This is a genomic window from Dietzia papillomatosis NBRC 105045 (assembly GCF_001570845.1).
Classification (GTDB): Bacteria; Actinomycetota; Actinomycetes; order Mycobacteriales; family Mycobacteriaceae; genus Dietzia; species Dietzia cinnamea.
The window spans coordinates 29,907-44,580 of the sequence record NZ_BCSL01000007.1 but is presented as its reverse complement, the minus strand read 5'-3'; the positions used below and the strand labels follow the sequence as shown (position 1 = coordinate 44,580).

The window sequence follows — 14,674 nt, the reverse complement described above, 5'->3', positions numbered from 1 at the left end:
GGGCAGGAAGGAGCCATGAGCCCCGTCCTCGCGATCGCCTCGGCCGGCCTGGCTACGCTTCTCGCGTGGCCGCTCACGAGGTGGCTCGGGCGCGGTGCGGGATGGCCGCTCGCAGCGCTCTACCTCCTGGGCGCGTTCGCCCTCCTGTCGCCGCTCTCGCTGGCCCTGTCGGGGATGCCCACCGAGGTGGTGCGGATCCCCTGGGTGCCGGCCCGCCACTGGACCCTGGACCTGTTCGCCGATCCCACCGGACTGCTCTTCGCGATGCTCGCGCTGGTGATCGGCGCTGTGGTGTTGATCTACTCGTCGTCGTACCTGTCCGGCGGTGAGGCGCACGGCGACGGCCGGGCCCGGACGCGCGGCCCACAGCACTACGGCTTCTTCCAGCTCATGACCCTGTTCACGGTCTCGATGCTGGGACTCGTGCTCACCGACTCCATGGTGCTGCTGTACGTGTGCTGGGAGCTCACGTCGCTCGCGTCGTTCGCGCTGATCGCCAACTCGGGCCGCCCCGCGTACGCCTCCGCCTTCCGCACGCTCACCGTGACGGTCGTCGGCGGGCTGGTGCTGCTGGGCGCGCTCGTGGCCATGTGGATCCGCACCGGCACCACCTCGATCTCCGAGGCCCTGTCCCACGACGTCTGGTACACCGATCCCGGGTTCACCGCGGCGGTCGCCGTGGCGCTCGCGGTGGCCGCGTTCACCAAGTCCGCGCAGTTCCCGTTCCACTTCTGGCTGCCCGACGCCATGGCCGCGGCGACCCCCGTGAGCGCGTATCTCCACGCCGCGGCGGTCGTGAAGGCCGGCATCTTCCTGTTCATGCGCTTCTCCCCCGCCTTCCACGACGTCCCCGTCTGGAACGCCCTGCTCGTGTCCGTGGGCATGGGCACGGCCGTGATGGCGGCCGTGTTCGCGCTGCAGAAGACCGACCTCAAGCAGCTCATGGCCTACTCGACCGTGAGCCAGCTGGGGTGGATCACCGCGGCGATCGGCGTGGGAACGCAGGAGGCGCTCGCCGCCGCCGCGCTGCACACCGTCGCCCACGCCCTGTTCAAGTCCGGCCTGTTCATGCTCGTCGGCGTGATCGACCACGAGGCGGGCGCGCGCGACATCCGCGACCTGGGCCCGCTGTGGCGGCGCATGCCGTGGGCGTTCGGCGCCACCGTGCTGGGCGCGGCCGCCATGGCCGCCGTCCCGCCGACCCTCGGCTTCGTGTCCAAGGAGTCCATGCTCATCGCGTTCGGCGACGTCGCCGGCGGGCAGCCGGTCGCGGTCACCGCGCTGCTGGCCGCCGCGGTGATCGGGGCGATCCTCACCTTCCTCTACTGCGCGCGGATCGTGCTGGGCGGGTTCCTCGGCGCCTACCGCGATCCCTCGCGTCCCGCGAAGGACGTGGGGGAGGTCCACGAGGCGCCGGTCAGCCTGTGGCTGCCCGCGGCCCTGCCCGCCGCGATCGGACTACCGCTCGCACTCGTGGTGGGGATCTTCGACGCGCCCATGACCGCCGTCGCCAAGGCGGCCGCGGGGCCGTTCGGATGGCAGCCGGTGGAGCGAGGATTCGCCGAGTACCGCGGCCTGCCCGCCGGCGCCGACGAGGCGGATCTGCTCTTCGAGGCCCACTTCGTCCTGTGGCACGGGCTCACCCTCGAGGTCGGGCTCACCGCTCTGATCCTCGTGGTCGGCGCTTTGCTGGTGTGGCGCCGCCGCGCGGTCGACCGCCTGCTGGACCGAGAGCTGCTGCCGTTCACCGGCGCCTCCGTGCTGGAGTCCCTGACCTCCGCCGTCACCCGCGCCGGGCGCGCCCTCGTCCGGCCCACCGCGTCGGATTCGCCCGCCCGTCACGCCGGCGCGCTGCTGGCCGTCCTCACCGTCTACGCGGTCGGGATCGGCGGATGGGCACTGGCCACCGGCACGACGATCCCCCCGCGCGTCGGGGGACTCGACAGGTCGATCGACGTCGTCCTGCTCATCGTCGTGATCGTCGGCGTCCTCGGACTGTGCGCCGCCCACTCCCGGCTCGCCGCGGCCGTGCTGCTGTCCGCGGTCGGCATCGCCGTGACCATCCAGATCTTCGGACTCGGGGCACCCGATGTCGGCATGACCCAACTCCTGGTCGAGGCCCTCACCGTCATCATGTTCGTGCTGGTCCTTCGGCGCCTGCCCCGCGATTTCATCGCCGCCTCCCGCCCCCGGAACACCGCTGCCATCATCCTGGCCGTGCTGTCGGGGATCACGGCCACCATCGGCGTCCTCGTCTTCACCGGACGCCGCGAGCGGTCCCCGGTCGGCATGTACCTGCTGGAGAACGGGCCGGAGATCACCGGCGGCAGCAACGTCGTCAACACCATCCTGGTGGAGTTCCGTGCGCTCGACACCTTCGGCGAGGTCGCCGTTCTGGGTGTCGCCGGCATCGCGATCCTCGGGGTCCTCGGCTCGGTGCGGGCCACCGCCCTGGCCATCGACCCGCCGCCCGCCGCCGACCCGCTGCCGGGCACCGTGCAGAGCACCGGGACCGCGGCGGAGGCGCTGGAGGACGCCACCCGCAACACCGTGCCGCTGAAGCTGCTCGCGCGCGCCGTGACGCCGATCCTCGGTGTGGTCTCCGTGATGCTGCTGTGGCGCGGCCACAACGAGCCCGGCGGCGGGTTCATCGCGGCCCTCGTCGCCGCCTGCGCGTTCGCGTTGATCTATCTCGCCCGTGAGTCGGACCGCCCGGTGAGCCGGCCGTCCACCCCGGTCGCGCTCATCGGCGGCGGACTCGTCGTGGCGGGTCTCACCGGCATCGGTGGTTACTTTCTCGGGCAGTTCCTCCAGCCCGCCCACTGGTACGTGGCGGGACAGCACCTGTCGAGCGCCCTCATCTTCGATCTCGGCGTCTTCGCCGGCGTGCTCGGCCTGGTCATGACCGCCTTCAACACGCTCGGCGCGGGACGCGCACCCATCGAGGTGGTCCCCGGCCCGGATGAGCCCGACACCGGTCGGCGTGTGAGCGCGCGCGGTCGCCGGGCCCGGCAGGACGCGAGCCCCGGCCGGGATCGTGACGGGGATCGCGGCGAGGGCCGCGGCGTCGAGGAGGTCGCCCCGTGACGATCGCGATCATGATCGGCGTCCTCACCGCGGGCGGCGTCTACCTGATGATGCAGCGCGGCATGGTCCGCGTGGTCTTCGGGCTGTCGCTCATCAGCCATGCCGTCAACCTCGCGCTCCTCAGCGCCGGGGTCGCCGCGTGGCGCGCCGAGCCGCTGGAGGGCGTCAACGGGCTCGACGTCTCCGCCGACCCGCTCCCCCAGGCCTTCGTCCTCACCGCGATCGTCATCACTCTCGCGGTGACCGTGTTCATGCTCTCCCTCGCCGTGGTGAGTCGCGACGACGACACCCACAACGTCCCGCCGACCGGTGAGGAGCCCGCGCCGTGACCGCCCTGTTGCTGCCGCTGCTGGCCGCCATCCCGGTGATGGCCGCCGCCGTGACCGCGATCCTGCCGTCGCGCACGGTCGGCCGACTCGTGACCCTGACCGTCCCGGCGGCCACCGCGGTGGCGGGTGTCGCGCTCCTCGTGCGACACCGATCCGAGCCCGTCATCGCCGGCTCGGTCGGCGGGTTCGTCCCCGGCGTCGCGATCCCGTTCGTCTCGGACACCTTCACCGCCCTGATGCTGGTCGCCACGGGCGTGGTCGCGCTAGCGTCGTTGATCTTCTGTGACCGCACCGGGGAGTTCGGCCGCAGCCGCTACTTCGCACCGCTCGCGCTGCTACTCCTCGCGGGGGCCAACGGCGCCCTGCTCACCGGCGACCTGTTCAACCTCTTCGTCTTCGTCGAGGTCATGCTGCTGCCCTCGTACGCCCTCATCGCCATGACGGGCACGTGGCGGCGCCTCGGCGTCGGCCGGTTGTTCGTCGTCATCAACCTCCTCACCTCGACACTGCTTCTCGCCGGCGTCGGCTTCGTCTACGCGTCCGCGGGCACCGTCAACCTCGCCGTACTCGCAGGTGCCGCGCAGGAGGACGGACGCGTCGCCGCCGCGGTGAGTGTCGTGCTGATCGCGCTCTGCATCAAGGCCGGTGCCGTGCCGGTCCACGGCTGGCTGCCGCGCGCCTACCCCGGGACCTCCTCCGGCGTCATGGCGCTGTTCTCGGCACTGCACACCAAGGTCGCCCTCTACGCGGTCATCCGCATCTGGGCGACCGTGTTCGACCTCGACCCCGCGTGGGGGCGGGTCCTGCTGGTGGTCGCGCTCGTGACCACCTTGTGGGGCGCCGTCGCCTCGGCCTCCCCGGTCGGGGTCCGCGAGATCCTCGCGTGGCAGATGGTCTCGGGCGTCGGCGTCATCCTCGCCGCCCTGGCCGTCGCGCAAGCCCCCGGCGGGGCGATCGTCTACATGATCCACCACATGGTGACCATCGGCGCGTTGGTGATGCTGTTCGGCGCCGCCGAGCACGTCTACCGCAGCGGGCAGCTCGGCGGGCTGTCCGGGCTGTGGTACCGCGATCGCCCGCTGGCCGTCCTCATCGTGATCGCGATCGCGGCCCTCGTCGGACTGCCCCCCACCTCGGGACTGATCGGCAAGCTCGAGGTCGTCGACGCCGCCCTCGGGGCGGGCGGCGCGTGGGGGGTCGTCACCGTCGTCGTCGTCCTCGTCGCCTCCCTCATCGGCCTCGTCGCCATGCTCCGGCTGTGGCGCGGCACCATGTGGGGCGGTCCGTCGCTCGGACACACGGGTGACGCCGATCCCTGCGACGAGGACGAGGAGGGCGACGAGGACGGCGATGAAGCCCGCCCGGCTCCCCGCGTGCCCGCGGGACTGCTCGTGCCCGGCGGTGCACTCGCCGCCGTGTCCGTGGTGTTCTTCCTCGGCTACGGAGCGGTCGCGCCCGAGGTGGACCGGGCGGTCACCGGCCTCGTCGACACCGACGCCTACGTCACGGCCGTCCTCGACGGACCGGAGGCCGTGACGGAGTCGACGATCGGGGGCGCCTCGTGATCCGCCGCGTGCTCCGCGCCCCGCTCGTCCTGGGCTGGCTGCTGTGGAACGTCGTCCTGTCGTCGTGGGCGCTGGCCAAGGAGGCCGTCACCCCAGGCCCCATCGGCACCCCGGTGCTGGTGCGGTACCCCATGCGCTGCCGCACCGACGTGGAGATCACCGCGCTGGCCTGGGCCATCACCGTCACGCCGGGAACTCTCGTGACGGTCATCGGCGACGACGAGATGTGGGTCCACGTGGTGCTGGGCGGTCCACGGGAGGAGATGATTGAATTGCTCGGTCAGACGGAGAACCGGGTGCTGTCCGTCCTGCGAGGTGATGACGCGTGAGTCCGCTCCTGACGGTTCTTCTGGGGGCGTCGACCGTGATCGTCGTCGCGAGCATGGTGGTCGCGGCCGTCCGGGCCGTGCGCGGGCCCGGAGACGCCAACCGCGCCGTCATGGCCGATCTGAGCTACTTCTGCGCGGTGGCGCTGTTCGTGCTGTTCGTCATCCGCCAGGGGTCCGCGGTGGCGCTGGACGTCGTCATGCTCGGCTCCCTCATCGGGATCCTCTCGACCGTCGCGCTCGCGCGGTTGCTCTCCCGGGGACAACGGTGATCGCGATGGACACCTCGATGATCACGGACCTGCTGATCGGCGTCCTGGCCCTGCTCGGGTCACTGTGTTTCCTGGTGGCCGCGGTGACCATGTCACGCGCCGGCGACGCGCTGACCCGCATCAACATCCTGTCCGTGGCGACCGGCCTGGGCATGATGCTGTTCATCCTGTCGGCGTACGTGCACGAGCTGACCACCGGGTTCACCTGGATGGCGACCCTCATGGCACTGGTGGCGCTCGGCGCGACGGTGGTCGTCACCACGGTCGCCTCCATCACCCTGGCCCGGGCCGCCTACCGCGCCGACGGCCGGCTCGACCCGCTGACCGCCTACGACGACATCGCCGACGAGGGGTGACATGACCGGGCCAGATGATGCGCGTTCGCCGGGAGCGGTGACCGTCCGCGACCCGGCCGAGGCCGCACGACGGCTCGACGCCCTCATCGGCGCAGGGGATCTGCACGCCGCGGCCGAGATGGTCGAGGCTCTGCCGCCCTCGCTGGTCGTGGATGTCCTCGAGCGCAGTGGCGCCAGGGACCGGGCCGTCGTCTTCCGGCTCCTGCCCAAGGGCACCGCCCTGGTGGTCTTCGAGGCGCTCGACCCGCCGCTGCAGTCCGAGCTGATCCGGGAACTGCACGCGGACCGTGTCAACCAGCTCTTCACCGATCTCGACCCCGACGACCGCGCCGGGCTCGTCGACGAGCTCCCCGCCCACGTGGCCACGCGGCTCCTGCGGGAGCTCGACCACGACGAGCAGGCGCTCACCGCGGCGGTGCTCGACTACCCCACCGGCTCGGTGGGCCGACGGATGAGCCCGGAGTTCGTCTCCACCCACCCCGACGTCACCGCCGGCGAGACCCTCGAGCGGGTCCGGCGACGGATCGACCAGGCGGAGACGATCTACGCGATCCCCGTCACCGACGACCAACGGCGCCTGGTGGGGATCGTGGGACTGCGCGCGATCATGCGTGCGGAGCCGGGCACGCCGGTGCGTGAACTCATGAACCCGGCGATCACCGCACGCGCCCGCGAATCCGCCGAGGCGGCCGCACGCCGTTCCGCGGACGAGCGCCTCATCGCCCTCCCGATCGTCGATGACGAGGACCGGCTGGTAGGCATCCTCACCTTCGACGACGCACTGCGGATCCTCGAGGACGCCGAGACCGAGGACACCGCACGTGCCGGTGGCTCCGAACCGCTCCGGCGCCCCTACCTCGCCACGCCCGTGCGGACGCTGGTGCGTTCCCGCGTCGTGTGGCTGCTCGTGCTGGCGTTCGGCGCCGCGCTGACGGTGCAGGTCCTCGAGGTGTTCGAGGCGACCATCGAGCAGGTGGTGGCGCTGTCGTTGTTCGTCCCGCTCATCATCGGCACCGGCGGCAACACCGGCAACCAGGCCGCCACCACCGTCACCCGTGCGCTCGCGCTCGGCGACGTGCGCCCACGCGACGCCCTGCGGGTGCTCGGCCAGGAGATCCGGGCCGGGTTCACCCTCGGACTCGTCCTGGGTGCGGTGGGCTTCGCGGTCACCGGGCTCGTCTACGACGCCGACCTCGGCCTCGTCATCGGGCTCACTCTGCTAGCGTTGTGCACGATCGCCGCGACGGTCGGCGGGCTCATGCCGCTGCTCGCCCAGGCCGTCCGCGCGGACCCGGCCGTGTTCTCCAACCCGTTCATCACCACATTCGTCGATGCCACGGGGCTGGTCGTGTACTTCCTCATAGCGCGGGCCGTCCTGGGCCTGTAAGCAGGAGAGAAGGAGGTGACGCGAGCAATGGACGGTGTGCAGGTGGCGCTGCAACTCCTCGTGGTCGCTCTCGTCATCAACATCCTGGCGTGCCTCGTGCGGGTCGTGCGTGGTCCCACATACCGCGACCGGGTGACGGGCGTGGTGCTGGCGGGCACCACCGGCGCGGCGCTGCTGTGCACCCTGTCCGTTCTGTCAGGCGCCCCGGCGGTGCGGTCGGCCGCCCTGGCCCTGGTGGCGCTCGCTCTGGTCGTCACGGTCACGATCGTCACCGCGGAACCGGGGGGCCGATGACCGACACGCTGCACGTGGCCCGCGACGTCGCGGTGATCCTGTCCGCCGCGGCGGGCCTACTGTTCTTCACCGCCGGGACCGTGGGGCTGCTCCGCTTCCCCGACCTGCGCAGCCGGCTGCACGCCGTCACCAAGGCCGACACGCTCGGACTCGGGTTCGTCATGCTCGCCTTGGCCCTGGCGTCCGACAGCCTCTGGGCCGCGGCGGCGTTTCTCCTGGTGTGGGTCCTCGGCATGGGTGCGGCCGCGGTCGGGGCGACCCTGCTCGGTTCCGACAGGGAGGCGTCGCCGTGACCGCCCCGGGAATCCTCGACCTCACCGTGGGCGGCGCGGTGATCACGGCCGCGGCGGTGGCGCTGCTCGTGCGCGACCGCCTCGCATCGGTGGTGACGTTCATCCTCCTCGGCGGGCTGCTGGCGGCCCTGTGGGCTTCGGTGCGTGCCCCGGACGTCGCCCTGGCCGAGGCGGCGATCGGGACGGGCGTCACCTCGGCCCTGCTCGTCGACGCCCTCGCCGATCGCCGGTCCTCCGAGGCGACTACGGGGCGGGGCCGGGGACGGATCATCGCGTGGGCCGCGGCCGCGTTCGGCGGGGCCGGCCTCGTCGTCGGCCTCGTCTCCGGAGTCCTCTCCGCCAACGACTCCGGCGACGCCGCCCCGCTCACCGGCGTGGTCGATGAGGCCATGCCCTCGGCGGCGGTGGGGCACGACATCACCGCCGTGCTCCTGGACTTCCGCGCCTACGACACGTTGCTGGAGGTGGCGGTGCTGCTCGTCGCGGTGGTGGGTGCCTACGCGCTCGCCTCGGCGGCCCCGCCCGGGTCCGCACCGGCGGCGCGCGACGCCGGGTCCACCACCCGCCCTCCCGGGACACTCGTGGACTTCCTCCGCGTGGCCTCGCCCGTCCTGCTTCTGCTGGCCGCCTGGTTGCTGTTCGCCGGCGCCTACCAACCCGGCGGCGCGTTCCAGGGCGGGGCGATGCTGGCCGGCACGGCGATCCTCGCCGCCGGGGCCGGAGCGGCCCCCGCCGTGCTCGAGGGTGCCCGGGGCCGGGTCGTGCTCTCGGTCGGTCCCTTGGCGTTCCTCGCCGCCGGCGGCGCAGGCGCCCTGACGGCGGGTCACTGGCTCCACATGCCGGCCGGGCTCGAGACCCCGGCGACGGTGGCGGTCGAGACCGCGTTGGCGGTGTCGATCGGTGCCGCGCTCGCGACCCTGTTCCTCACCGTGCGACGTCGACCGCATCAGGTCCTCGGCGGTGAGCGCCCGTGACCACGCTCGCCTGGTACACCGCGGTCGGTGCGGCCCTGCTCGCCCTGGGACTGGTGACGATGCTCGTGGCCGCGGACCGGTTCCGCCGTCTGGTGGCCCTCAACGTCGCGGCCGCCGGTTCACTGGTGATCCTGCTGGCCGTCGCGGGGCGGGATCCGGCCCCCGACCCGGTGCTCCACGCACTCGCACTGACGGGGATCGTCATCACCGTGGCGTTCACCGGTTTCGGGGTGGTGCTCGCCCGGCGGATCGACGAGGCCGAGTCCGCGGACGACGACCGCGCGGGCAGCGGGACCCGACTCGGCGGTGGGCCGTCATGACCCCCTCCCCCTCCTGGGCCGCCATGCTGCTGCCGACGGCGGTGTTACTCCCGCTGGCGTGGTCGGTCCTGTGCGTCCTCGTCCCCACCCGGGCGCGGGCGGCGTTCGGACTCGCCGGGGCGGTCGCCGCCGCGGCGGTGGGGGTCACGATCGCCGTCGCCGTCGCCTCCGGGGGACCGCTCGAGGCGGCCCTGGCCGGCCGGCTCCCGCCGCTGGGCATCTCGGTGCGTGCGGACGGGCCGGCCGCGCTGTTCCTGTTGCTGACCTCGGTGGTCGGGACACTGGTCTCGGTGTTCGCCGCGATCCACCCGCGGTCGACCGGCACGGAGGGTGCCCGCGACTGGTTCTGGCCCACCTGGCTGCTCCTCTGGTCGGGTCTGGCGGCGGTGTTCCTCTCCGGGGACCTGTTCAACCTGTACGTGGCCGTCGAGATCGTCGGACTCGCGGCGGTGGTGCTGGTGGCGCTCGGCGGACGCGACGCGTGGCGGGCGGCGTTCCGCTACCTCATCGTCACGGTGACCGGGTCGCTGCTGTTCCTGGTCGCGCTGACGCTGGTGTACGCCGCGGCCGGGACGTTGGACCTGCGTCTGGCGGGCGAGCGTCTGGCCGCCGGCGAGCCGGGACTACACGTGACGGTGATCCTCGCGCTCGCCGCGACCGGCATGGCCTTCAAGTCCGCGCTCTTCCCGTTGCACGGGTGGCTGCCCGATGCTCACGGCGGGGCACCGGGGGCGGTGAGCCCGCTGCTGTCCGCCCTCGTGGTGAAGTCGTCGTTCGTCGTGCTGTTCCGCGTGTGGACCGAGGTCACCGGCCCCGACCCCGTGGTGGGAACGATGCTCGGCGTCGCCGCGGCCGGCTCGGTCCTGTGGGCCGGCGTGGCCGCCGCGCGTACCCCGCGGTTCAAGCGCCTGGTCGGGTACTCGACCGTCTCGCAGATCGGCTACTTGTTCCTCTACTTCCCGCTGTCGGCCGCGGCAGACACGGCCGAGCAGCAGCGGGCAGCGTGGGTCGCCGTGGCGCTCCTGGCGTTCGCACACGGGTTGGCCAAGTCGTCGCTGTTCCTGTCCGCCGGCCTGGTGAAGGACCGCCTGGGTACCGACCGGATCGAGGCGATGACCGATCAGGGCGGCCGCATGCCGATCGTCACGATGGCCGTGGCGGTGGCCGGGGTGAGCCTGGCCGGGTTGCCGATCACCCTGGGCTTCGCCGGTAAATGGCAGCTCCTCCTCGCCGCCGTCGACACCGGGCGGTGGTGGGTGGCGGCGGTAGCGGTGGCGGGCACCCTCGTCGCGGCCACGTACCTGTTGCGGCCTGTCCAGACGTTACTGCCCGGGGAATCCAGCGAGGAGCGGCCGGGGCACACGGGTGGCGGCGTCCGATCCGCCCCTCGCGCCGCCACCCTCGTGCCCCTCACGGCGGCCCTGCTGGCCACCCTCGCGATCGTCGCCTCCGGACCATTGGCCGATCTGGCGGTCCTCGGCATGTGCCCGGGAGGAACGTCATGACCCCGCCGTCCTGGGTCGGCGAGTCCTCCCTGCTCGCCGTCGCACCGCTCGTGCTGTCGACCCTGGTGGCCGTCGTCGTCTTCCTCATCCCCGACCCCCGCACGCGGGCACGCACCACCGTCAACGTCACCGGCGCGGCGGTCAAACTCCTCATCGTCGTGACGCTCGTCCCGGCCGTCGTGGCGGGCGCCCGACCCGAATGGCGCAGTGCCCTGCTGCCCGGTATCGACCTGGTCCTGCGGGTCGAACCGCTGTCCCTGTTGTTCGCCGGGCTGAGCTCGCTGCTGTGGTTGCTCACCACGATCTACGCGATCGGGTACCTCGAGGGACGGCCGCACCGCGCCCGCTTCTTCGGGTTCTTCTCGCTGTGTGTCACCGCCACCGTCGGCATCTCGTTCTCCGGGAACCTCGTGACGTTCCTGCTGTTCTTCGAGCTGCTCACCCTGGTGACCTACCCGCTGATCGTGCACAACGGCACGGCCGCGGCCTTCGGCTCCGGTCGGCTCTACCTGCGCTACGCGCTGAGCGGGGGGCTCTCGGTCCTCGTGGGCGTGGCGTGGCTGTCCGCGCTGGTCGGTGACGTGGAGTTCACACCGGGCGGTGTGGCAGCGGTGGCCGAACTCGCCGCGACGGACCCCTCCACGGCGACCGCGATCTTCGTGCTCATCGCGGGCGGTCTAGGGGTCAAGGCCGCCCTGTTCCCCCTCCATGGCTGGCTGCCGCGCGCGATGGTCGCACCCGCCCCGGTCAGCGCCCTGTTGCACGCCGTCGCGGTGGTCAAGGCCGGCGTGTTCGGCCTGGTCCGCCTGGTGGACGACGTCTACGGCGTCGGGGTCGCCGACGAACTCGGGGTGCTGCTGCCGCTACTGGCCCTGGCGTCGTTCACCGTGATCTACGGGTCGGTGCGCGCGCTGATGCAGGAAGACCTCAAGAAGCGCCTCGCATACTCCACGGTCAGTCAGGTCTCCTACGTAACGATCGGGATCGCGCTGGTCTCCGAGGTCGGCACCGCCGGCGGCCTCACGCACCTCGTGCACCAGGGGCTGATGAAGATCACCCTGTTCTTCTGCGCCGGCCTGTTCGCCGAGACCCTGGGCGTCAAGACCGTCTCGGGACTCGCGGGTCTGGGACGACGGATGCCGTGGACATGCGCGGCGTTCACCGTGGGCGCGTTCGGCATGATCGGCCTACCTCCGACCGCCGGGTTCGTCTCCAAGTGGCAGCTCGGACTGGGCGCCCTCGACTCCGACCACTCCTGGGTGCTGGGGATCTTCGTCGTCAGCGCCCTGCTCAACAGCGCCTACTTCCTGCCGCTGGTGTACTCGATGTGGTTCGTCGAGCGGCCCGACGGTGACGAACCGGACTCCGACCAGCCGGACGAGGCCATCCGGGACCGCGCTCGCCGGCGGGCCGAGGCCCTACCGGCCCTTCTCGTCCCGGCGGTGCTCACCGCGGCGGCCTCGCTGCTCGTAGGGATCATCGCCGCAGCCCCGTACTCGCCGATGGCGCTGGCCACCTTCATCGCCCGGGGGGTGTTCCCCTCGTGACCACCGCCCTGTGGATCCTCGCCCTCATCCTGCCGCTGACGATCGCCACCCTCATCGGCGTGACCGCCGCTCCCCCACGCCCGGCGGCCGACGCCTCGGTCCCCGCGCCAGAGTCCCCGGTGCAGCGACTATGGCTCGCGATCGCGCCGCTCACCGCGCTGCCGGCCATGGCCCTCACCGCGATCCCCGGCGCGTCGCTGACGGTGCCGTGGTTGCTCGTGGGTACCCACCTGCACGTGGACGGCCTGGCCCGCCCCCTCGTCCTGGTCTCGGCGCTGCTCTACGCCGCCGCACTCGCCGCGGTCGCCTGGGCGGGTTACCGGGGCGGGCGCGGCCTCGTCGCGTTCCTACTGGTCTGTCATGTGGGCACCACGGTGGTGTTCACCGCCGGGGACACCGCGACGTTCTACCTCGGCTACGGGCTCATGAGTTTCGCCGCGTACGGCCTGGTGGTGAACTCGCGGACCACGGAGGCGCTGCGGGCCGGGCGCGTGTACATCGTGCTGGCGGTGCTCAGCGAAGGCGCCGTCCTGGCCGCGCTCCTGCTCATCACCGCCATCGGCGGGCCGCTCGTCGAGGACGCGCCGCGGGCCGTCGCCGAGTCGGATCACACCGCGCTCATCGTGGCGTTGCTGCTCGTCGGGTTCGGGGTCAAGGCGGGCACGCTGCCGCTCCACGTATGGCTACCCCTCGCCCACCCGGCCGCTCCACCCGCTGCCAGCGCCGTCCTGTCCGGCGCCATGGTCAAGGCCGGGCTCATGGGATGGCTGCGCTTCCTGCCACTCGGCGAGGCGGACCTGCCCGGGTGGGGCCTGGCCCTGGTCGTGGTGGCGCTGGCCGGAGCGTTCCTCGCGGTGCCCGCGGGCGAACTGCAGAACGAACCCAAGGTGGTCCTGGCCTATTCGACGATCAGCCAGATGGGGTTCCTCGCCGCACTCGTGGGCGTGGCCCTGTCCTCCCCCGAACTCGCCGCCGCGGTGGCGCCGGCCGCGGTCGCCTATGCCGTCCACCACGCGTTGGCCAAGGGGGCGTTGTTCCTCGGGGTGCCCGTGTGGTCGCATCATGCCCACGGGGCCCGCCGGTGGGTGGTGGCCGTCGGCCTCGGCGGGGCGGCTCTTGCGGTCGCAGGGGCGCCGTTCAGCTCCGGTTCGGTGGGGAAGTACGCGGCCAAGAATGCCGTGGAGGGAGTCGAGCTGGGCGGCGTCGACCTGGTGGATCTGCTGCCGCTGGTCGCGACCGGCTCCACGCTGCTGCTGCTCCGCGCCGGTTGGCTCCTCGTCCGGCGCGAGCCGGACGTCCGGCCGCGGCCCGACGCCGAGCTCGGCGCGTGGCTCGTGCTGGTCGCCGCCGGGATCGTGGTGCCGTGGGTCGTCACCGAGAGGTGGCTCCCGCTGACGGCGGTGCCCAGCCTCGATCCCGTGACGCTGTGGGACGCCACCTGGCCCGTACTCCTCGGCCTGGCGATCGCCGCGCTGGCGGTGCTGCTCGCCCACCGTGCTCTCCTGCCCGGGTGGGCGCGCCGCGCGGACGGCCGGGCCGTCCCTCCCGGCGACATCGTCGTGCCGGAGGAACGCCTCGCCCGCGCTGTCGGCTCCGTGTCCCGCTCGGCGGTCGCCTCCGTTCGCGACCTGCGGGCCCGGGCGGACAGAGACCTCGCGCGTGTCATCCCGTCGGCCGCGGCGAGCCGCGCCTTCGACACCCTCGAGTCCGGCCTGACGTCCCGGGCGGGCAGCGGTGCCGTGGTGGTGCTGTTCGGTCTCGTGTTGGCCCTGGCCGGGGTGGTGTCATGACCCGTCTCGCGTCCACGATCGGCCGTTTCCTCGGGCTCCTCCTGCTGTGGTGGATCCTAGCCGGCGGGGATCCCGCTTACTGGTACTACGGCCTGGCCGCGGCTGCCGTGGCCACCGCCCTGAGCCTGCGTGTCCTGCCCCCGGGCCGGCGCGACAGTGCGCAGCGGGGGCGGCCGTGGGAGATCCCGGGGCTGATCGTGTGGTTCGTCTGGTCGGCGATCCGCGGTGGTATCGACGTCGCGCACCGCGCGTTCTCGCCCACGCTGCCCATCGCACCGCATGTCATCCGCGTCCCGATCGGGGTTCGTCACCCGGGGGGCCGGCGTCTGGCCCGGTGGATGGTCAACCTCATGCCGGGTTCGCTGGTCGTGGACGAGAAAGACGAGTGGGCGGACCTGCACGTCCTGTCCGCCGACCTCGACACCGAGGGGTCGTGGCGGGAGCTCACCAGGCGGATCTCCCGGATCGTCGGCGGCTGACCCGCACTCCGTCCGCTCGCGCCGCACACCCGGTAGAGCGACGGGCTGCCACCGACGCTCTACATCACGCCGCCGAATCCCGACGAGGGCATGCGCCCGCCGCTGCACGGTGGGCACCGGAGCGAGGTGCTGTTCTACCGCGACCTCGCG

General features: G+C 72.4%; 15 protein-coding genes. All 15 read left to right on the top strand.

What is annotated here, in order from left to right; translation table 11 throughout:
- The first annotated feature begins 15 nt into the window (after positions 1 to 15).
- From mbhE to DPA01S_RS03680, 15 genes are read left to right on the top strand one after another with little or no spacing between them, the layout of a single operon-like run.
- Entirely contained in the window at positions 16 to 3,087 is a 3,072-nt protein-coding gene (gene mbhE, locus DPA01S_RS03750; protein ID WP_061914129.1) for a hydrogen gas-evolving membrane-bound hydrogenase subunit E, read from the top strand.
- Positions 3,084 to 3,416, top strand: a complete 333-nt coding sequence (locus DPA01S_RS03745; protein ID WP_061227543.1) for a sodium:proton antiporter — start codon at positions 3,084 to 3,086, stop codon at positions 3,414 to 3,416. Before mbhE ends, DPA01S_RS03745 begins: the two co-directional genes overlap by 4 nt.
- Positions 3,413 to 4,981 carry a proton-conducting transporter transmembrane domain-containing protein gene (locus tag DPA01S_RS03740; RefSeq protein ID WP_061227544.1) on the top strand — a complete coding sequence of 523 codons (1,569 nt, stop codon included), beginning with the start codon at positions 3,413 to 3,415 and terminating at the stop codon, positions 4,979 to 4,981. Before DPA01S_RS03745 ends, DPA01S_RS03740 begins: the two co-directional genes overlap by 4 nt.
- Complete coding sequence (locus DPA01S_RS03735; RefSeq protein WP_061227545.1) at positions 4,978 to 5,310, top strand: Na+/H+ antiporter subunit E; 333 nt, start codon at positions 4,978 to 4,980, stop codon at positions 5,308 to 5,310. The genes DPA01S_RS03740 and DPA01S_RS03735 overlap by 4 nt, the downstream gene beginning before the upstream one ends.
- Positions 5,307 to 5,579: a monovalent cation/H+ antiporter complex subunit F gene (locus DPA01S_RS03730; RefSeq protein WP_061227546.1), complete on the top strand. Its 273-nt coding sequence runs from the start codon at positions 5,307 to 5,309 to the stop codon at positions 5,577 to 5,579. The genes DPA01S_RS03735 and DPA01S_RS03730 overlap by 4 nt, the downstream gene beginning before the upstream one ends.
- Before the next feature lie 5 nt (positions 5,580 to 5,584).
- A complete protein-coding gene (locus DPA01S_RS03725; RefSeq protein WP_063935410.1) occupies positions 5,585 to 5,935 on the top strand; it encodes a cation:proton antiporter in 351 nt (116 codons plus the stop codon).
- Position 5,936: 1 nt separating this feature from the next.
- Positions 5,937 to 7,322 (top strand): magnesium transporter, encoded by a 1,386-nt coding sequence (gene mgtE, locus DPA01S_RS03720; RefSeq protein ID WP_061914127.1) that lies wholly within the window; start codon positions 5,937 to 5,939, stop codon positions 7,320 to 7,322.
- Between the two features lie 15 nt (positions 7,323 to 7,337).
- Positions 7,338 to 7,616 (top strand): MrpF/PhaF family protein, encoded by a 279-nt coding sequence (locus DPA01S_RS03715; RefSeq protein WP_232302992.1) that lies wholly within the window; start codon positions 7,338 to 7,340, stop codon positions 7,614 to 7,616.
- Positions 7,613 to 7,909, top strand: a complete 297-nt coding sequence (locus tag DPA01S_RS03710; RefSeq protein WP_061914123.1) for a cation:proton antiporter — start codon at positions 7,613 to 7,615, stop codon at positions 7,907 to 7,909. The genes DPA01S_RS03715 and DPA01S_RS03710 overlap by 4 nt, the downstream gene beginning before the upstream one ends.
- A complete protein-coding gene (locus DPA01S_RS03705; RefSeq protein WP_061914121.1) occupies positions 7,906 to 8,883 on the top strand; it encodes a hydrogenase subunit MbhD domain-containing protein in 978 nt (325 codons plus the stop codon). The genes DPA01S_RS03710 and DPA01S_RS03705 overlap by 4 nt, the downstream gene beginning before the upstream one ends.
- Positions 8,880 to 9,203 (top strand): NADH-quinone oxidoreductase subunit K, encoded by a 324-nt coding sequence (locus tag DPA01S_RS03700; RefSeq protein ID WP_061914119.1) that lies wholly within the window; start codon positions 8,880 to 8,882, stop codon positions 9,201 to 9,203. Before DPA01S_RS03705 ends, DPA01S_RS03700 begins: the two co-directional genes overlap by 4 nt.
- The gene (locus tag DPA01S_RS03695; protein WP_061914117.1) at positions 9,200 to 10,708 is read left to right on the top strand and encodes a complex I subunit 5 family protein; all 1,509 of its coding nucleotides are present in this window, start codon (positions 9,200 to 9,202) and stop codon (positions 10,706 to 10,708) included. Before DPA01S_RS03700 ends, DPA01S_RS03695 begins: the two co-directional genes overlap by 4 nt.
- Positions 10,705 to 12,255: a complex I subunit 5 family protein gene (locus tag DPA01S_RS03690; RefSeq protein ID WP_083961723.1), complete on the top strand. Its 1,551-nt coding sequence runs from the start codon at positions 10,705 to 10,707 to the stop codon at positions 12,253 to 12,255. Before DPA01S_RS03695 ends, DPA01S_RS03690 begins: the two co-directional genes overlap by 4 nt.
- On the top strand, positions 12,252 to 14,045 hold the full coding sequence (locus tag DPA01S_RS03685; RefSeq protein ID WP_061914115.1) for a proton-conducting transporter transmembrane domain-containing protein: 1,794 nt from the start codon (positions 12,252 to 12,254) through the stop codon (positions 14,043 to 14,045). The genes DPA01S_RS03690 and DPA01S_RS03685 overlap by 4 nt, the downstream gene beginning before the upstream one ends.
- Positions 14,042 to 14,524 (top strand): Na+/H+ antiporter subunit E, encoded by a 483-nt coding sequence (locus DPA01S_RS03680; RefSeq protein ID WP_061914113.1) that lies wholly within the window; start codon positions 14,042 to 14,044, stop codon positions 14,522 to 14,524. The genes DPA01S_RS03685 and DPA01S_RS03680 overlap by 4 nt, the downstream gene beginning before the upstream one ends.
- Positions 14,525 to 14,674: the final 150 nt, after the last annotated feature.

What these genes read in the sequence shown, in the direction of transcription:
- mbhE (WP_061914129.1), top strand. Translation starts at nt 16, where the DNA reads ATGAGCCCCGTCCTCGCGATCGCCTCGGCCGGCCTGGCTACGCTTCTC.
- DPA01S_RS03725 (WP_063935410.1), top strand. Translation starts at nt 5,585, where the DNA reads ATGGACACCTCGATGATCACGGACCTGCTGATCGGCGTCCTGGCCCTG.
- mgtE (WP_061914127.1), top strand. Translation starts at nt 5,937, where the DNA reads ATGACCGGGCCAGATGATGCGCGTTCGCCGGGAGCGGTGACCGTCCGC.
- DPA01S_RS03710 (WP_061914123.1), top strand. Translation starts at nt 7,613, where the DNA reads ATGACCGACACGCTGCACGTGGCCCGCGACGTCGCGGTGATCCTGTCC.
- DPA01S_RS03695 (WP_061914117.1), top strand. Translation starts at nt 9,200, where the DNA reads ATGACCCCCTCCCCCTCCTGGGCCGCCATGCTGCTGCCGACGGCGGTG.
- DPA01S_RS03690 (WP_083961723.1), top strand. Translation starts at nt 10,705, where the DNA reads ATGACCCCGCCGTCCTGGGTCGGCGAGTCCTCCCTGCTCGCCGTCGCA.
- DPA01S_RS03680 (WP_061914113.1), top strand. Translation starts at nt 14,042, where the DNA reads ATGACCCGTCTCGCGTCCACGATCGGCCGTTTCCTCGGGCTCCTCCTG.